This is a genomic window from Mannheimia glucosida, assembly GCF_046267875.1.
Lineage (GTDB): Bacteria > Pseudomonadota > Gammaproteobacteria > Enterobacterales > Pasteurellaceae > Mannheimia > Mannheimia glucosida.
This window is the reverse complement of sequence record NZ_CP176502.1, coordinates 1,446,419-1,464,786: the sequence shown is the minus strand read 5'-3', so window position 1 is coordinate 1,464,786 and position 18,368 is coordinate 1,446,419. Positions and strand designations below refer to the sequence as shown.

At 40.6% G+C, this 18,368-nt stretch carries 19 protein-coding genes and 2 tRNA genes; 8 read left to right on the top strand and 13 right to left on the bottom strand.

The window, feature by feature from the left end:
- The 5 genes from dnaB to ACJ7Z2_RS07105 form a co-directional block, all read right to left on the bottom strand.
- Complete coding sequence (dnaB, locus tag ACJ7Z2_RS07125; RefSeq protein WP_409499802.1) at positions 1-1,410, bottom strand: replicative DNA helicase; 1,410 nt, start codon at positions 1,408-1,410, stop codon at positions 1-3.
- Positions 1,411-1,423: 13 nt separating this feature from the next.
- Complete coding sequence (locus ACJ7Z2_RS07120; protein WP_409499801.1) at positions 1,424-2,248, bottom strand: ParA family protein; 825 nt, start codon at positions 2,246-2,248, stop codon at positions 1,424-1,426.
- 154 nt (positions 2,249-2,402) lie between these two features.
- Positions 2,403-2,488: transfer RNA gene (locus tag ACJ7Z2_RS07115), tRNA-Leu, on the bottom strand.
- Between the two features lie 219 nt (positions 2,489-2,707).
- Positions 2,708-4,168 carry an exodeoxyribonuclease VII large subunit gene (xseA, locus tag ACJ7Z2_RS07110; protein WP_409499800.1) on the bottom strand — a complete coding sequence of 487 codons (1,461 nt, stop codon included), beginning with the start codon at positions 4,166-4,168 and terminating at the stop codon, positions 2,708-2,710.
- Between the two features lie 150 nt (positions 4,169-4,318).
- Positions 4,319-4,395, bottom strand: a tRNA-Met gene (locus ACJ7Z2_RS07105).
- A 209-nt stretch (positions 4,396-4,604) separates the two neighbouring features.
- Here ACJ7Z2_RS07105 and mltA point away from each other — a divergent pair.
- A complete protein-coding gene (mltA, locus tag ACJ7Z2_RS07100; RefSeq protein ID WP_409499799.1) occupies positions 4,605-5,711 on the top strand; it encodes a murein transglycosylase A in 1,107 nt (368 codons plus the stop codon).
- A gap of 12 nt (positions 5,712-5,723) precedes the next feature.
- Positions 5,724-6,173, top strand: coding sequence for a DUF5358 family protein (locus ACJ7Z2_RS07095; protein ID WP_006248847.1), 450 nt, complete (start codon positions 5,724-5,726; stop codon positions 6,171-6,173).
- Between the two features lie 33 nt (positions 6,174-6,206).
- On the opposite strand, the gene purF is transcribed toward ACJ7Z2_RS07095, so the two are convergent.
- From purF to argG, 4 genes are all read right to left on the bottom strand, one after another.
- On the bottom strand, positions 6,207-7,724 hold the full coding sequence (gene purF / locus ACJ7Z2_RS07090) for an amidophosphoribosyltransferase (RefSeq protein ID WP_409499798.1): 1,518 nt from the start codon (positions 7,722-7,724) through the stop codon (positions 6,207-6,209).
- A 14-nt stretch (positions 7,725-7,738) separates the two neighbouring features.
- On the bottom strand, positions 7,739-8,242 hold the full coding sequence (locus tag ACJ7Z2_RS07085; RefSeq protein WP_006248845.1) for a CvpA family protein: 504 nt from the start codon (positions 8,240-8,242) through the stop codon (positions 7,739-7,741).
- Positions 8,243-8,387: 145 nt separating this feature from the next.
- On the bottom strand, positions 8,388-8,849 hold the full coding sequence (rnhA, locus tag ACJ7Z2_RS07080) for a ribonuclease HI (protein WP_031192856.1): 462 nt from the start codon (positions 8,847-8,849) through the stop codon (positions 8,388-8,390).
- A gap of 92 nt (positions 8,850-8,941) precedes the next feature.
- Positions 8,942-10,273: an argininosuccinate synthase gene (gene argG / locus ACJ7Z2_RS07075; RefSeq protein ID WP_006248842.1), complete on the bottom strand. Its 1,332-nt coding sequence runs from the start codon at positions 10,271-10,273 to the stop codon at positions 8,942-8,944.
- A gap of 183 nt (positions 10,274-10,456) precedes the next feature.
- Here argG and ACJ7Z2_RS07070 point away from each other — a divergent pair, with 183 nt between their 5' ends.
- Positions 10,457-11,497, top strand: coding sequence for a glycosyltransferase family 9 protein (locus tag ACJ7Z2_RS07070; RefSeq protein ID WP_409499797.1), 1,041 nt, complete (start codon positions 10,457-10,459; stop codon positions 11,495-11,497).
- A gap of 64 nt (positions 11,498-11,561) precedes the next feature.
- On the opposite strand, the gene ACJ7Z2_RS07065 is transcribed toward ACJ7Z2_RS07070, so the two are convergent.
- Positions 11,562-12,320: a glycosyltransferase family 2 protein gene (locus ACJ7Z2_RS07065; protein WP_409499796.1), complete on the bottom strand. Its 759-nt coding sequence runs from the start codon at positions 12,318-12,320 to the stop codon at positions 11,562-11,564.
- A 126-nt stretch (positions 12,321-12,446) separates the two neighbouring features.
- Between ACJ7Z2_RS07065 and yhbY the strand changes: the two genes are divergently transcribed.
- The 3 genes from yhbY to nagK are packed head-to-tail and all read left to right on the top strand — an operon-like array spanning position 12,447 to position 14,473.
- Entirely contained in the window at positions 12,447-12,761 is a 315-nt protein-coding gene (yhbY, locus tag ACJ7Z2_RS07060; RefSeq protein ID WP_409499795.1) for a ribosome assembly RNA-binding protein YhbY, read from the top strand.
- A gap of 60 nt (positions 12,762-12,821) precedes the next feature.
- Positions 12,822-13,553, top strand: coding sequence for a phosphatase PAP2 family protein (locus tag ACJ7Z2_RS07055; protein ID WP_409499794.1), 732 nt, complete (start codon positions 12,822-12,824; stop codon positions 13,551-13,553).
- A gap of 2 nt (positions 13,554-13,555) precedes the next feature.
- Positions 13,556-14,473, top strand: a complete 918-nt coding sequence (nagK, locus tag ACJ7Z2_RS07050; protein ID WP_409499793.1) for an N-acetylglucosamine kinase — start codon at positions 13,556-13,558, stop codon at positions 14,471-14,473.
- 40 nt (positions 14,474-14,513) lie between these two features.
- Here the strand turns inward: nagK and ACJ7Z2_RS07045 are convergent, their stop codons facing one another.
- Positions 14,514-15,302: an MOSC domain-containing protein gene (locus tag ACJ7Z2_RS07045; protein ID WP_409499792.1), complete on the bottom strand. Its 789-nt coding sequence runs from the start codon at positions 15,300-15,302 to the stop codon at positions 14,514-14,516.
- A 123-nt stretch (positions 15,303-15,425) separates the two neighbouring features.
- On the opposite strand from ACJ7Z2_RS07045, the gene xseB reads away from it, so the two are divergent.
- Positions 15,426-15,656 carry an exodeoxyribonuclease VII small subunit gene (gene xseB, locus ACJ7Z2_RS07040; RefSeq protein WP_126302172.1) on the top strand — a complete coding sequence of 77 codons (231 nt, stop codon included), beginning with the start codon at positions 15,426-15,428 and terminating at the stop codon, positions 15,654-15,656.
- A 5-nt stretch (positions 15,657-15,661) separates the two neighbouring features.
- The gene (ispA, locus tag ACJ7Z2_RS07035; protein WP_409499791.1) at positions 15,662-16,555 is read left to right on the top strand and encodes a (2E,6E)-farnesyl diphosphate synthase; all 894 of its coding nucleotides are present in this window, start codon (positions 15,662-15,664) and stop codon (positions 16,553-16,555) included.
- Between the two features lie 35 nt (positions 16,556-16,590).
- On the opposite strand, the gene ACJ7Z2_RS07030 is transcribed toward ispA, so the two are convergent.
- Both ACJ7Z2_RS07030 and znuB read right to left on the bottom strand, forming a co-directional pair.
- Positions 16,591-17,391: a class II glutamine amidotransferase gene (locus tag ACJ7Z2_RS07030; RefSeq protein ID WP_409499790.1), complete on the bottom strand. Its 801-nt coding sequence runs from the start codon at positions 17,389-17,391 to the stop codon at positions 16,591-16,593.
- A gap of 125 nt (positions 17,392-17,516) precedes the next feature.
- The gene (znuB, locus tag ACJ7Z2_RS07025; protein WP_409499789.1) at positions 17,517-18,302 is read right to left on the bottom strand and encodes a zinc ABC transporter permease subunit ZnuB; all 786 of its coding nucleotides are present in this window, start codon (positions 18,300-18,302) and stop codon (positions 17,517-17,519) included.
- Between the last annotated feature and the right edge of the window lie 66 nt (positions 18,303-18,368).

Below are 18,368 nucleotides of genomic sequence, written 5' to 3'. Positions count from 1 at the left end.
TTACCCCTCGAAACGACTATATTCAGCATCAGTTAAATTCTCAAAGAGTGAGTATTCTCCTCTAAAACGTGTAAATATCGTTCCAATAGGACCATTCCGCTGTTTACCAATCATAATTTCGGCAATCCCTTGTTCATTAGGCTCAACATCGTTATACACTTCATCACGGTAAATAAAGAGCAATAAATCCGCATCTTGTTCAAGTGAACCGGACTCTCTTAAATCTGATGGCATTGGGCGTTTATTCGCTCTCTGTTCCAAACTTCTGTTCAACTGAGATAGAGCGATAACAGGGCAATCCATTTCTTTGGCTAAAGACTTTAACTCTCGGGAAATTGATGAAATTTCAAGGTGGCGATTTTTTCCATCTTTATAAGCTGGATCAGACATCAACTGGATATAATCAACAATAATGACAGCAGGTTTACCGTATTGACGTGCATTACGGCGAACTTTAGATTTCAACATTTGAGGGGTAAGGTAATTACTCTCATCAATTAATAATCGGTCTTGCCATTGTGTATTCATCACCCCTAAAGTTTCTGCAATTTTGGCTGTTTCTTCGTCAGTAAGTTGAATAGCCTGTCTCATTTTCTGACTTGCTACTTTCGCTTGCATTGAAATGAGGCGTTGGAAAATCTGTACTGCTGGCATTTCTAAGCTGAAATATTGCACCGTTTTATTGAAAAATGGTTCGTTCTCACGACTTGCAATAATTTTTTTCATTGCAGCGGTAACAAAACGTAATGAAAGAGCTGTCTTACCCATTGATGGGCGAGCGGCCAAAATAACTAAATCACCAGACTGCCCCCCTGTCGTATTTTCATCTAAACGGTCAATCCCAAATGGAATACCGGTCACTAAAGAGCGGTGCTTGATGCTGGCATCCATATTTTTCACCACTTGAATCAAGCCATCATTAACAGAAATAGTGGTATTATCATCCAGCTGGTTGAATGTCAGCTCAGTTAAGGATTTTTCAGTCTGACCTAACACAGTATCTAGCTTCTCCTGTGAATTAATCTGTAAGGCAGAGCTACGCAGCTCATTTCCTAATGCAAATAACGCTCTTGCTTGACTATCTCTTTTCACAATGTGTGCATAAGCGACAATATTTGCAGCCGATGGGGTGTTTTTGCACAGCTCAGCGATATAAGCAAATCCCCCGTTTTTTTCTAAAAGATTGGCTTCTCTGGCTGCACGATCTAAGGTAAGTACATCTACAGATTGATTTTTATTCAGCATTTCACGAATAATTTTAAAAATCTCTTTATGTAATCCCAGGTAAAAATTTTGTTCCGACAAAATAGGGTTAATATCATCCCATTTAGCATTATCTAATACTAATCCCCCTAGGACGGCTTGTTCTGCTTCAACGGAATAAGGTACCATTTGCTCTTGTGTATTCATCTTTTCCCCTCCCTTATTTTGCAAAACGTTCAGACCATTGTGGAAATATTGCAGAGCAAAGTTTAAATATAATTTCTGCCTGCTCTGCTGAATGGCGATGTACCGGCTTTGATTGAGATGCCGCTTCTCGGTATGCTACCCGGTTTGGAATCTCGATATTGAGTAAATCAATATTGTCTTTATTAAGATCGCTAAAAATTTTATAAAGCAAATCAACTACTTCTTTAGCATCTTTCGTTTTATCTAAACAATTAATGACTGCTTTAAGAGGAGGAAGAGAAAGACCGAATTGCGTGAATAGCGAAAGATCTTCATAAAGGGAAATCGTGCCACGTAAAAATTCACGAGCTGAGACCAACTCGGGCTTAATTGGGGATAAAACGAGATCGCTAGCAAGTACAGCCATATCTACTGTTACTCCTCGAGTACCACGAGTATCAATAATAATTAGATCATAATCCGTCGATTGGCAAAGTTGCTGAATACGTGTCCGGAAAAATAATGCTCCCGCTGAATTTTTTGAAAGGTCTGAAGTTAATCTGTCCAACGGGTCATTAGACTGAATAATGTGTAAGTTTTCATATTCCGTGTGGGAAATGAGTTGTTGAAAGGCAACATCGTTACGCATGACAAACTCATACAAGCCATAAGGAGCTTGCTGGACTAAGTGATAGTAAGAGGATAGTGTGGGCTGAGTATCGGTATCAATCATTAAGACTTTAAGTCCGTGATCTGCACAAAAGGCACCGATATTGGCAACGTTAGTGGATTTAGTTACCCCACCTTTGGTGGACATAACGGAAACGATGAAAGGTTCTCTGGAAGTTTGGATTTGCATAAATTAACTCTCTAAAGTTAGTTAAAGTATGCAAGTGTAGTAATTAGGTATCTAGTTTAACACGGTTGATTCAAAATTCATTTTGCATTGTTTAATCTGCTTTGATTATCAATGCTTACAGCAAACTATGTAAAACTAAATTTTACGCAGTGAGTGGTGCCAGTGGTCGGACTCGAACCGACACGCTTTATGGGCGGCGGATTTTGAATCCGCTGCGTCTACCGATTTCGCCACACTGGCTTAATTTTTGCAAGATTATAGGGAAATATAACCGCTTGTGCAAGCGTAAAAATGCCTTTTAAAATCGGTTGATTTAAAAATCAGCACTCGATTCATTTTTACAAAAATAGTTATGCACATCATCTGTGGATAACTAAGTGAACAACCCTGTTTATAAATATTTAACCTACTGATTTTACTATAAATAATTTTAAAAATTGGTGGCGTTCAAAATTTCCCCTACAAAAAATCCACTACTTGACTTATTATTTTTCCTGTTTTTAGTTGGGTGATAATAGCCTCACCACGTTCAATATTTTCTGTTGAAGTAAGCGTTTTACCGTCCTTGGTTTGCGTAATCGAATAACCCCTCGTCAAGATTTTCAATGGGCTAAGTCCATCAAGTTTAGTGCATAACTCTTGAAAATGTTGCTGCTCTTTCAGCATTATTTTTTCGATAGAATAAGCCAAGCGTTGCGACATTTTTGCCACCATCGTTTGTTGCTGATAAAGTTGATAAGGTAGCGGGTTGCGTTCAAACCGTTGCGTAATGTTTTTCCATTTTTGCTGTTTTTTGCTGAGTTGCTGCTCCATTTGCCAATGGAGTTTCAGCTCCAATTGCTTAAGCATTTGGGATTGGCGTTCAATCTGCTTTTGCGGATGTTGGTGAATTAAACGGACATTTAGCTCTTTCCCCACCTGCTTTTTGGCTGCAACAAGTGCATAAATTGCCTGCTCGAGGCGGTATTCCATATAATCAAAACGTTGCTGTTGCGATTGAATTTGTTTGCTTGGATGCTGAGCATTCAGGCGTAAGGTGAGTTGTTGGAAACGGTTAAATTTATGGTTCCAAACTCGGTCAAAGGCTAAATTCACTTTATCAAACTGATGTTGTAATTGGCGTTTCAATTCATTTTGAACTCTGCTGACTAATTCCGCAGCAGCCGAAGGCGTTGGTGCGCGCAAATCTGCAACAAAATCAGCAATGGTCACATCGGTTTCGTGTCCCACCGCACTGATAATCGGGATTTGTGAATGATAAATGGCATAAGCGACACTCTCTTCGTTAAAACACCATAAATCCTCTAATGAACCGCCACCTCGCCCGACAATTAATACATCACACTCATTGCGGCGGTTTGCCAGTTCAATCATATTCACAATATCTTGCGTTGCTTCTTTGCCTTGCACGAGAGCCGGGTAAATAACCACTGATAAGCTCGGATCTCGTCGTTGCAAAATATGTAAAATATCTTGTAATGCGGCTCCGCTTGAGGAGGTAATAATACCAACGGTTTTAACAAAAGTAGGAATTGGCTTTTTATGCTCTTGAGCAAACAAGCCTTGAGCTGAAAGTTTTGCTTTAAGTTGCTCAAATTGCTGCTGTAACAAGCCTTCGCCCGCCGGTTGCATACTCTCAATAATGAGCTGATAGTCACCTCGTGGTTCATAGAGTGTAACACTTGCCCGCACCAGCACCTGCATACCGTTTTGTGGGCGAAAATTCACTCTTACATTTTTCATTTTAAACATCGCACAACGCACTTGTGCTTTGTCATCTTTTAAAGTGAGATACCAATGCCCCGAAACTGGTTGGCTGAAATTTGAGATTTCGCCGGTTAGCCAAATATGGCTCATTTCCATTTCGAGCAAATGGCGGACGGAATAGTTGAGTTGGGTAACAGTTAAAATATTGCTCATAATAATCAAAAAAGCGTAAATGTAGTAGAAGTGTAACGAGAAATGAAAGCGAGAGGAAGCTTTTGCAGTCAACAAGCGGTTATTTTTTGCTGTTTTTTGGCAAATAAAACGAAAACCCTCGATGTGATTCACTATCGAGGGTTTGGAATGTGGTTGCGGGGGCTGGATTTGAACCAACGACCTTCGGGTTATGAGCCCGACGAGCTACCAAGCTGCTCCACCCCGCGTCTGATGAGGCTATAATATATCAATTTGACATAATGACAAGTAAAATCATACAAAATTACTCTAAGTGATGTAAATTTCAACAGATATAGTATAAAAATACGCTTATCGTTGTAAAAACGATCAAATTATATTCTGGTTTTATTTTGTCGCTGTTTTTGCTATTCTTCTGTTTATTTTTCACATTTTATTAACGATACAAGGATATTCGATGAATTGGAAAGCATATAAAAAAGCTATTGCGGCAGCTAGCGTGGTAGCGATTGCAACGGTATTAGTGGCGTGTTCGTCTTCAGGCCAAAAAGGCAAAACAACCTCTTATGATGCGGAAAAAGCTAAATTTGGAGCAAAATATAATGGTCGTCACTTTATGCCTTATGGCACACATTTTCAAGCTGGACGTTTAGGATTAAATGCTGCTCCTGTTAATCAACGAGACTTTTTACAGCAGCTTTCTAATGTCAGAGCCTATAGTAGCTTGGCAGATTCTTATGCTATCGCTTACGGAAAAATCAGTCGTTGGATCTCATCGGGCGGTAATATTAATGATTTAGCAAAATATGGTATTAGTACTCGTTTAATGCGTGGCGAAGATGGCTATCAGAATGTGTTAATGACAGGGTATTACTCGCCGGTTATCAAAGCCCGTAGAACTCCTCAGGGGCAATACCAATACCCAATTTATGCGATGCCGTCTAGCAAACGTTTTTCACGGGCGGAAATTTACGCAGGAGCATTGCAAGGTCAGGGCTTAGAACTGGCTTATAGTAATTCAATGCTCGATAACTTCTTATTAGGTGTTCAAGGTAGCGGTTACGTTGACTTTGGCGATGGTCGCTTAAACTATTTTGCTTATGCAGGGCAAAATGGCTTTAAATATGCCAGCGTTGGGCGTTTATTAGTAGAAGATGGCGAAATTCCGAAAGAGAAAATGTCAGTGCAGGCTATCCGTGAATGGGGGCAACGTAACCCTAGCCGTGTTCAAGGTTTGTTGGAGCGTAATCCATCGTATGTTTTCTTTAAAAACGATCCTACCGGTCAGGTAAAAGGCTCTGCCGGTGTGCCGTTAGTACCACTTGCATCTGTTGCATCAGATCGTAGCATTGTGCCATCAGGTAGCGTGTTGTTGGTCGAAATGCCGTTGATTGATAGCAAAGGAAATTGGACCGGCAAACACGAAATGCGTTTAATGGTGGCTCTTGATGTTGGCGGTGCAGTGAAAGGCCATCACTTCGATTTATATCAAGGGATTGGCGATAAAGCAGGCCATATCGCAGGTTTAATGAAACATTACGGCCGTGTTTGGGTATTAAATTAATACAGAGTAACTATGTTAAAAAAACTATCTGCCATATTCTTACTTCTACCGAGCGCCGTGCTTGCAAATAATTTGCAAAATATAACCGCTTCAACTGAGCCTAAATATAAAATCTCAGAAATAGATGTCAGAATTTTGATACGCCAGCTCAATAATATTGAGCAATGTATCTATCCTGAGTTAGCTAAACCCGGTTACCAGCAAATCTACGCAAATTGGAATCTGGCTGAAAATTTAACGATGCAATATTTTGAATATCAGCTTCTAAAAGAGTTGCTCGGAGAGGAAAATCAGAAACTGATGCAAAATGATACGCTTTCTACCGAGTATTTCCATTTACTGCATTCTCGTTTAAATCACCAAAAAGCAAATGTAGATCCCGAAAAATGCGATACATTTAAACCTAGATATAAAGAGATTTATAAAAGTATGGAAAATGCACTCACTAAGAAAAATCAATAGTAAAAAACTCGCAGTTTTCACTGCGAGTTTCTTTTATCTTTCGTTATGAATTTCTAAATTGGTGGCTTGTCTGGCAGCTTCTGCTTTTGCTTTATCGTTTCGAGATCTTGCTATACTGTCTAAATAGCATTTATCTACATCACCTGTAATATATTCTCCTGTAAATACAGAGTCATCAAAGCGATGAATAGTCGGATTTTCCAGTTGAATAGACTTATAAAGTGCTTCAAGGTCTTGGAAAATCAATTTATCCACCCCAATCATCTCTGCCACTTCTTCCACCGAACGATCATAAGCAACTAATTCCTCACAAGTCGGCATATCAATGCCATACACATTCGGGTAGCGAATTTCCGGTGCGGCAGAGGCAAAATAAACCCGTTTTGCACCGGCAGCTCTTGCCATTTCCACAATTTGTTCAGACGTTGTGCCTCGTACAATAGAATCATCAACCAATAACACACTTTTACCTTTAAACTCCGAGGCAATCGCATTTAATTTACGGCGAACCGAGCTTTTACGCTGAGCTTGCCCCGGCATAATAAAGGTTCGAGCTACATAGCGGTTTTTAACAAACCCTTGACGATACGGTTTATACAACATATTAGCAATACGTACCGCAATATCATTTGAGGTTTCAGGGATCGGGATCACCACATCAATATCATCGATAATTCGTCCCCATTCACGTTTAATTTTCTCACCTAATAATTCGCCCATATGCACTCGTGCAGAATATACAGAAACGCCATCAATGACGGAATCAGGACGGGCAAAATAGACATATTCAAAAATACAAGGATTCAGTTTTGGATTATCGGTACAAATTTGCGAATGTAATTGCCCATCAAAGGTAACATAAATCGCTTCACCCGGCAGTACATCTCGCACAAATTCAAACCCGACTACATCAAGAGCCACACTTTCCGAAGCAAACATATATTCGGTTTTGCCCTCGATTTCACGTTTACCCAACACTAACGGGCGAATACCGAATGGATCACGGAAGGCAACCATACCGTGTCCGATAATCATCGCAATGCAAGCATAAGCACCACGAATGCTATCATTGGTTTTACGAACCGTTTCAAAGATATTATCTGGACTTAAATGCTGAGTGGAATAGAGATCTAAAAAGTAAGCAAAAATATTAAGAAGGGATTCAGAATCGGAATTGGTATTTACGTGACGACGGGCTTCGTTGTATAAACGCTCTTTAAGTTCCGCATTATTGGTTAAATTACCGTTGTGAACTAAGGTAATGCCGAAAGGTGAATTGACATAAAATGGCTGGGCTTCAGACACACTTGAGCTACCTGCTGTTGGGTAGCGAACGTGACCAATTCCAACATTACCTTGTAATCTCACCATATGCTCTTGCTGGAAAACATCGCTGACTAAGCCGTTAGCTTTGCGTAAGCGGAAACGATTTTCATCGTCTATGGTGACGATACCTGCGGCATCTTGTCCTCGGTGTTGAAGTAATGTTAAACCATCATAAATCGCCTGATTCACCGGCGAGTTCCCAATAATACCGACAATGCCGCACATATAGAAAAACCTCTTTATTTAGTCGTGTTTAAAAAACTGGAATTTGCTTGTAACTGTTCAAAGAACCACTTCACAATAAAGTCAAAATGCGGAATTAATAGCGATGATTTCCATAATTCCGTTTGGCTTGCTTGGGTAAAGGTATCTAAGAAAAATAAAATAGCCGACACAATTAAAATACCACGCAATGCCCCAAAAGCACCGCCTAAAATACGGTCGGTGATAGACATTCCGCTCAAATCAATCACTTTGCCTAATAAACCGTTGATCACACCACAAACAATTAAAGTCAAAATGAACAGAATCGCTGCTGCAATACCATTGCGTAAAAATTCTGAATTTTGCAAATAAACCGAATTAATTTGTGTGAGATAACCGCTTAAATAAGGATAAAACGAGCTTGCCACAAAAAAGGCGATTACCCAACCAAGTAGCGATAATGCTTCATTGGTAAAACCTCGCCATAAACTGATAAGCACTGAAAAAGCAATGATTCCGATAACAATTAAATCAACCATAACACACCTTAAAGCGTAAAGCTCTCCTATTCTACAAAAAAAGAAAACGTTTGCGTAGCACTATTTTGCTAAAAATAAGTGCTTTATGCAAATACAAGCGGTTAAATTCGGTAAAAAATTTACACAATCCGACCGCTTGTAAAACCTAGTCTGCAATATAACCAACATCGTCCAACGTTGGATTATTTGCTCCTTGTTTAGCCAGCTCATCGCAAATCTCATTTTCACGATGTCCTGAATGCCCTTTCACCCAACTCCATTCAATTTGGTGGCGTTGAATTTCTTGGTCTAAAGCAACCCATAAATCTTTATTTTTAACTGGCTTTTTATCGCTGGTTTTCCAGTCATTTTTCTTCCAGTTAAAAATCCATTTTTGGATCCCGTTTTTCATATATTGGCTGTCACTATTGAGTTGCACCTTACAAGGCTCTTTTAGCATTGCTAAAGCCTCAATCACCGCCCGCAATTCCATTCGGTTATTGGTGGTTTGAAAATAGCCTTTGCTCACGGTTTTTTCGTACCCGTTATAACGCAGCAAAATACCAATCCCCCCTTTGCCGGGGTTGCCTAAACAAGAACCGTCTGTAAAAATTTCAACTAATTTCATCATCACGCTTTGAAAATAAAAGCCCCAAAGCATTAACTTTGGGGCAGCTTTTAGGCTAAATTCTAAAAGTTATCAGAATGGAGATCAACTGATTATTTTTTTCCAAGTTGTGGAATCACGCTATTATTAGCCGCCAATAAACCTGCATCGGTATAAACTGCTAATTTACCACGGGTATCGACAATATCTAAGTTACGCATTGTTAATTGACCAATACGATCCGCCGGCGTAAACGGTGCATCTTCTACTTTTTCCATACTTAAACGTTCTGCTTCGTAGGTTAAGTTTGGCGATTCAGTGTTAAGAATAGTGAAATCGTTACCACGGCGTAACTCAAGCGTGACCGTACCGGTAATCGCTTTTGCCACCCAACGTTGAGCCGTTTCACGCAACATTAAAGCTTGCGGGTCAAACCAGCGGCCTTGATACAATAAACGCCCTAAACGTAATCCGTTAATGCGATATTGCTCAATCGTATCTTCGTTGTGAATACCGGTGACTAAACGCTCATAGGCGATGTGTAATAATGCCATTCCCGGTGCTTCGTAAATACCACGAGATTTCGCTTCAATGATACGGTTTTCGATTTGGTCTGACATTCCCAAACCGTGGCGACCACCAATGCGGTTCGCCTCCATAATTAATTCAACAGCGTCATCAATACGTTTACCGTTTAACGCTACCGGCACACCTTCTTCAAAGGTAACAGAAACGGTTTCCGCTTTAATTTCAACTGACTCGTCCCAGAATGCCACGCCCATAATCGGTTTTACGATCTTCATACCGGTGCTTAATTCTTCTAAATCTTTCGCCTCGTGGGTTGCACCTAACATATTCGAGTCTGTAGAGTAGGCTTTTTCCACCGACATTTTATAGTCAAAACCGTTTTCAATTAAGAATTTGGACATTTCTAAACGACCACCTAATTCATCAATGAACAGTTGGTCTAACCACGGCTTATAAATTTTTAATTTTGGATTGGTTAATAAACCGTAACGATAGAAACGCTCAATATCGTTACCTTTAAAGGTTGAACCATCGCCCCAAATATTCACATCATCTTCTTTCATTGCTGCAACCAACATTGTGCCGGTTACCGCACGACCAAGAGGCGTGGTGTTGAAATACGGAATACCGCCGGTTGAAATATGGAAGGCACCACATTGAATTGCGGCAATTCCTTCGTGAGCTAACTGTTGGCGACAGTCGATTAAACGTGCATTTTCAGCCCCATATTCCATCGCTTTTTTCGGAATTGCGTTGTAATCATCTTCATCCGGCTGACCTAAATTTGCGGTGTACGCATAAGGCACTGCCCCTTTTTTACGCATCCATAACAGTGCTGCTGAGGTATCTAAACCGCCTGAAAAGGCGATACCCACTTTCTGCCCTAAAGGTAAAGCTTCTAAAATTGTTGCTGACATACGAATTCCTATAAATTTTGAAAGTAAAAATATTCAAACGCAAATGCTTACGTTCAAGCAAAATATTCTAGCTGAAAAGTAGTAAAAATTCATCTAAAATTTAGCCCGATGATTTGCAAATTTTTTGTGAAATTTGACCGCTTATAATTTACTGAAAACCTAAAAGTAATAGAGAAAATCAGAATGAAAAAACTACTCGTAATCCGTAATGATAAAATTGGGGACTTTATGGTCTGCTTTCCAGCATTTGCTATGTTGAAGCAATCAATGCCGAATGTGGAAATTACCGCTCTTGTGCCAAGTTACACAGCTCCACTTGCCGAGCTTTGCCCTTCTATTGATAAGATTATTATTGATACTGCGAATAAAAAAGATAAAAATGAATTTAACCGTATTTTACAAGCGGTTAAAAATGAGCAATTTGATGCGGTTATTTGCTTTGTTTCAGACTGGTATAATGCCAAGCTCACCTGGCAAAGTGGGATTAAATACCGCCTAGCTCCAGCAACTAAATTATTCCAATTTTTATATAACCACCGTTTAACCCAACGTCGTTCTCAGTCGGCAAAAGCGGAATCCGAATATAATTTGGATTTAGCCCGTGCTTTTTTAAACAAACACAATATCCAAATTATTGAACCACACACGCCATACTTAAGCGTTGAACAGCAAACCATCCAAGTACAAAAAGCAAAATTATGCGAACAACTCAATATTACCACCGTTAAAAAGTGGGTATTTGTGCATAGTTCAACCGGTGGTTCGGCAAATAATTTATCTATAGAACAGTATGCAGAGTTAATTCAAGGTATTTTGGCAGAATTTGATTGCTATGTGGTACTCACCGCAGGGAAAGGCGAAAGCGAAAAAGCCCAGCAGTTAGCTCAACAAATCAATCACCAAAATGTAGTGGTTTATGATAAAAATGATGGGTTAAAAGATTTTACCCGATCGCTCGCCTGTGCAGATTTATTCATTGCCGGCTCAACCGGTCCGTTACATATTAGTGGGGCGTTAAATATTCCAACCATCGGCTTCTACCCGAGCCGACTTTCTGCCATTCCTCGCCGTTGGAAACCGATTAATGATGCGGATAAACATATTGCATTTTGTCCGCCGTCAGATAAAGCCTCACAAATGAATTTAACTTTAATTTCTATTTCTGAGGCATTAAAAACGATAGTACCGTTTATTCGGAGAATGTGGAATACCCCCTCTCTCTGATAAAATTGCTGCACGCAATTTTATCAGCCTCTCTCCCACAAGTGGAGAGAGTGCTTAAAAAGTATCATTTCCGAGTACGATTCCATAAGTCCGCATATTTTACAAAAGTAGAATGTGCGGAAAGGACGGCCAATAAAAAGCCTTGCTTGCCGTCTAAAAAGCCGGCTTTTAATAGGTACATTTTCACAAAACAACCAATAGCGTGAGTCACGCCATCAAATAAGCTGGCTGTTTTGCCTGCATTTGCCCGTTGGATTGCCCACGCTTTAGCGTAACTTGCCGATTTCACCAAATAGTGATGAATATCTTTATAGGTAAAATGTAGCAAATCGCCTTGTAGTTTTTGGATTTTTGCCTCTTTTGGGTAATGCACTTTTTCGTGTACCAATTCATCGCCATATTTGGCAAATTCCGTGCGATATAATCTCACCACATAATCCGGATACCAACCGGAATGACGGATTTGTTTGCCAAAGACTTCGCTTAAGCGGCTGATTTGATAAACGGTATTTTTTTCATCATTTTTGACCGCTTGTAAAATAGATTGCTTCAGTTCAGCCGTTACCCGCTCATCTGCATCAAGCCAAAGTACATAATCACTGGTCACATATTGTTGAGCTAACTGACGCTGTTTGCCAAAACCTTGCCAATCGGTGTTAGTGTAGAACTTTGCGTTGTATTCAGCGGCAATTTGTGGCGTTTCATCGGTACTGCCACTATCTAAAATCACAATTTCGTCAACCCAATCTTTTACCGTGTCAAGGCAATCCCGTAAATCTTGAGCTTCATTTTTAACAATCATTGCAACACTTAATGTCGGCATAGTTGATCCTTCTCTATTCTTGTCGTGTGTTTTTCTGCTATTCGTTGTATTTTACTTTAAAAAAAGCGGTTTTTGTGCTATTTTCTACGCCAAATTTTATCAACAAAACAAATTAACGGAAAAAGAATGTCAATTACATTAACAACCAAACAAAAACAATACTTAAAAGGCTTGGCACATCATTTAAGCCCGGTCGTGATGCTGGGTGGTAACGGCTTAACCGAAGGCGTGCTGGCTGAAATCGATAACGCCCTAGATCACCACGAACTGATTAAAGTAAAAGTTGCCGGGGCTGATCGTGAAACCAAGCAATTAATTATTGATGCCATTCTGCGTGAAACTAAAGCGGCTGAAGTGCAAACCATCGGGCATATTTTAGTGCTTTACCGCCAAAGTGAAGAGAAAAAAATCAGCTTGCCGAAAGCGACTAAAGCAATCTAATTGCAAAAATTTCTTAAAATTCAACCGCTTGTCTTCAAGCGGTTTTTTATAGGACTTTCTATGTTTAAAAAATTCTCCCTTTATACTCTTGCAATGTTGCTCATTCCTGTCGTGACTTGGCTGGCGAATTGGCAATGGTCTTTGGCAATTCAATACCCGGAATACGGTTTTGATTATTTTTTATTCTTAATTACCGAAACTGGCTCCGTCCCTTATGCCATCATCACCTGTGTGGTTTTCGCCTTGTTACTGGCGTGGGTAGTTCGCAAACGCTACTCTTTAATTTTTGTGATCACCGTGTGTGTCGCTTCAATGGTAGCCACTCAAGCAATCAAAACAGCGATGAAATCGAGCTTTCAAGAGCCTCGCCCCTTTGTTAGCGCCCTTTTCCAAGAGAAAACTGACGATTTTTATCAATTAACACGGGAACAACGTGGGCTTGCAGTGATAGAGAAAATCGGTGCAAATCAAAACTTCGTTACCACTCACCAAGCCAAAGAAGTGGGCTATTCTTTCCCATCAGGCCACACTATTTTTGCGGTTTCTTGGCTATTATTGGTGGTCGGATTCTGCCGTAATATGCGAGGACAAGCGGTCGTTTCGGCTCATTTTTTTGCAATTACTTGGGCAGCGTTAATGCTGATTAGCCGCTTGCGTTTAGGTATGCACTACCCGATTGACTTATTCACCAGTAGTTTAATTGCGTTTCTAACCAATTTGGCATTATTTGTATGGTTCGTGCCTTGGTTGGAAAGAAGAAATCCTTTCAATTTATTTCATAAGAGAGCGTAATTATGGCAATTTATTATGGCTTAGATGTGGGCGGCACTAAAATTGAGTTAGCCGCGTTTAATGAAAAATTAGAGAAACTACACAGCGAACGTGTGCCGACACCGCAGACTAATTATCAAGATTGGCTGATGGCAATTAAAACGCTGGTGGATACCGCTGATGCCAAATTTGGTGAAAAAGGCACTGTCGGGCTGGGTATTCCGGGCTTTGTAAACCGTGAAACCGGCATTGCGGAAATTACCAATATTCGGGTGGCTGACGGCAAAACGATTCTGAAAGATTTAGCCGAATGTTTAGGGCGTGAAGTGCGTGCCGAAAATGATGCCAACTGCTTTGCCCTGTCTGAAGCATGGGACGAAAGCAATAAGCCTTATTCAACTGTGTTAGGGCTGATTATCGGCACCGGTTTTGGTGGTGGGTTTGTGTTTGACGGTAAAATTCATTCAGGCAGAATCGGAATGGCGGGCGAAGTTGGGCATATGCAACTTAACTACCACGCACTCAAATTGCTCGGCTGGGATAAAGCCCCGATTTATGAATGTGGCTGTGGTAATAAAGCCTGTTTAGATACCTATATTTCAGGTCGAGGTTTTGAGCTACTGTTTAATGATCTAGTGGGAGAAAAAGTCTCGGCTAAAGAGATTATCGAACGTTTCTACCAACAAGAAACCAAAGTAGTGGAATTTGTCGAAAAATATATTGAGCTAATGGCAATCAGTATCGGAAATCTGATTACGATTTTAGATCCGGATATGATTGTATTCGGTGGTGGTTTATCCAACTTTGATTATATCTACCAAGCCTTACCAAAAGCGTTACCAAAACGCTTAATGCGTTCAGCAAAAGTGCCGGTCATCAAAAAAGCGATTCACGGCGACTCCGGCGGCACTCGTGGTGCAGCGGCACTATTCTTAAAATAGACGTTCTTGCTGCCCCTTCTAATAAAAGAAGGGGCTTTTTCTAAGACCGCACAATCAGCTTATCCCCTACTCTGATCACGCCACTGTTTTGTGGTACAAGGTGAATACCGAACACCGGTTTACCTTTTTCATCACAATGTTTTTCTTTTAAAGTTCTAAACGGCTCTGATTTTGGGTCTAATTCTAGTGTGGTTAAATCCCGTGTAATCAAAATGCAGCGGGTGCATAATGCCGCTTTGGTAAATAGCACTTCGCCAATTTGAACTTGTTGCCACTGCTCTTCTTCAAAAGCAAAATTGCCATCAATCACAATATTCGGGCGAAAACGAGCCATTTCGAGCGGAATCGGCGACCATTGTTGCACTTGCTCAAGCGATTTTAGAGACATCAAACTCACCGGGTTGCTATCGGCAAAACTCATTGGGTGATCGACAAAATTCGCTACAGTGCGTTGGCTTTGCGAACCAAGCCAACGTAATTGTACAGCTCTGCCTAAAACTTCGCTCAGCCATTGATTGACTGCTTCTGCCGCCACTTTGGCATTAAAATGCGTTCCCCATACTTCACTACTCTGCTCTTCCACAAAATCTTGGTAAAGTGCAACGCATTTTTGACCGCTTGTATGAGTAATCATTACCCCGTTTGCAATCGGAAAAGCTGCTAAACGGTATAATTCCGGATCTTTACGGGCAGTAATAAATGTGCCGTTAGGCTCAGTTAGCATAAATTCACGGTCAAGATTCAATCCTTTCGGCTCAACAAACGCCTGTGAAACTTGAATAGCTTGGGTTGATTTTATCGGGTAGATATTCAGTTCGGTAACTCGCATAGAAAATCCTCTGGCTAAAATGCGACTACAATACCTGCAAGCGGTCGAAAAGTAAAAGGAATTTGCAAATCCCTTGTGAGAACGGTAAACTTGAGCAACCTTTACAGCAATAGGTCAGTAGCAATGGCAAAGAAACCCTCTCAAGATTTTGAAAGCACACTTAAAGAATTAGAAGCAATCGTTACCCATTTGGAATCCGGTGATTTACCGCTTGAAGATGCCCTCAACGAATTTGAAACTGCAATCAAATTAGTGCAACAAGGGCAAGAACGGTTACAAAAAGCCGAGCAACGTATTCAAATCTTATTAAATAAAAACGATACTGCCCCACTTAGCGATTACGAAAGAGAATAATCACAATGAGCTATCTATTAGCAACCGATCTGACTCACCTGCAACAACGAATTAACCATTTTCTCGCTGAAAAATTAAACACGACAGATAGCGTTGGTTCGCCTTTAGTAGAAGCAATGGCTTATGCGGTATTGCTGGGCGGTAAACGGGTGCGACCGTTTTTAATCTATGCCACCGGCAGAATGCTTGGTGTGCCGTTGGAAAAATTAGATCATAGTGCGGCGGCAATGGAGGCTATTCACGCTTACTCGCTGGTTCACGATGATTTACCTGCAATGGACGATGATAGATTACGCCGTGGCAAGCCAACCTGCCATATTGCCTTTGATGAAGCTACCGCTATTTTAGCCGGTGATGCGTTACAAAGTTTTGCGTTTGAACTGCTGGCAACCGATCCGCATTTGACCGACCGAGAAAAAGTCGCTCAAGTTACAGAATTAGCAACTGCTTCCGGTGCAAAAGGAATGTGCTTAGGGCAAAGTTTGGATTTGGTTGCGGAAAATAAAGCAGTGAGCTTGGAAGAGCTTGAATTAATTCATCGCAACAAAACCGGTGCATTGATACTGTCATCCGTGATGATGGGATTGAACCTTTCCGAACATTCGCAAAATGTAGCCATAAAAAAACCGCTTGTAAACTATGCCAAAGCGATTGGCTTAGCCTTTCAGGTGCAAGATGATATTTTAGACGTGGTTGGCGAAACCGATAAAATCGGCAAAACAGTAGGTTCAGATGAACACTTAAATAAAAGCACCTATCCAAAACTGTTAGGCTTAGACGGTGCAAAACAAAAAGCCAAAATGCTTTATCAAACTGCTCTGCATTCGCTTGAACAGTTACCTTTCGATACCACCGCATTAAAAGAGTTGGCTAATTTTATTGTTAAGCGTGAAAACTAAGAAAAAACCTAGCCGAAGCTAGGTTTTTTTAGTGATTAAACGTGGGGATTAGCTTCCGGCAATGTGCCTTCAATTTCATATACTACATCGCCGTCTTTGAAGAAAACATAGCCACCGTTTTTCATTTTGGTCCAGTTTTCATTTTTGGTAAGTGGCTGGGTGGTAATAATCGTCACTTTATCGGTAATTTTGGTGTATTGGCTAAAATCAATCGACACATCATCATCACGCAATGCTTTACCAAACGGAGCTTTGCGGCAAACATAGTGCAGATTGGTCGTACAGCGGGCAATCATCCAATGACCGTTGGATAAAACAAAGTTAAACACCCCGTGTTCTGCAATTCTTGAAGTAATTTGCACCACCGCATCAAAAATTTCTTTCTCGCTCGGCTTAGCCGGGTGCATCTCTTTTAATTCCGACACAATACGGCAAAATGCCGCTTCAGAATCGGTGGTGCCAATCGGCTGATAGTGGCACTCTTCGCAGACGCCGACACCTTCTACTGTGCCGTTATGGGCAAAAACCCAGTTTTCGCCCCATAATTCACGAATAAAGGGGTGGGTATTTTCTAGATTTACATCTCCACGAGTGGCTTTACGAATATGTGCAATCACATTGAGCGATTTAATTTGATATTGGCTGATTGCTTCTGCCATCGGCGATGATGCCCCCGGTCGGTTATCACGAAAAACCCGTACCCCTTTGCCTTCAAAAAAGGCAATTCCAAACCCATCAGTATGGTGATCCGTCAGCCCACCCCGACGGCGAAATCCATCAAAAGAAAAAGTAATATCAGTTGGCGTATTACAATTCATTCCAAGTAATTGACACATAATTTGCTTCTTAAAAACCAAATAATTTACAACAAAAAATAATTGTTACATTTAAACAGATTGATTAGAAAATTCAATGCTCTTTACATAAAAATCTTATGCTTTATTTTCATACATTATGCTGTTTAATGGTATTCTTTTTTGAATAGCGATAATAGAAAAATCAAGCCGGCACAAATGACTACCGAAGGCCCTGCCGGTGTATCTTTCCAACCGGATAACAATAAACCGCCGCTGACTGCAATAATACTGAAGAAAATCGCAATCAACACCATTTTTTCAGGCGTTTTAGCAAAGCGTCTTGCCGTGGCGGAAGGAATAATCAGTAGTGAGGTAATAATTAACGCTCCGACAAATTTCATACTTAATGCGATGGTTAATGCGGTTAAAATCATCAGCAATAAACGTAAACGAGCCACATTTAAGCCTTCAATTTGAGCAAGTTCCGGGCTGATGGTAATCGACAACAACCGCTTCCAAAACAGCATTAAAATCAGACAAATCAAGGCTGCACCAATGCCTATAAACACCACATCAGAAAAATTAATTGCCAGTAAATCGCCGAATAAGTAAGACATCAGATCCACTCGTACATTATCCAACAAACTAATGGTGATCACCCCGAGAGAAAGACTGGTATGGGCGATAATCCCCAGCACAGTATCCACCGAATAATTAGTTTTTTGCTCCAGCCAAACTAGCAAGAGTGCAAGGATAATAGTCATTCCAATCACAGCAAGATAAGGATCGAGTTCTAAAAAAATCCCTAATGCCACGCCGAGCAATGCAGAATGAGAAAGGGTATCACCGAAATACGCCATTTTTCGCCACACCACAAAAGCCCCTAGAGGTGCGGTGATAAAAGCTAACAAAACGCCGGCAAGCCAGGCAGGAAATAAAATATCAAACATATTGGTTCTCAAGATATGAAAACAAGCGGTCATTTTTTAAGGAAAATTTGCAAATTTTTTGCTGAT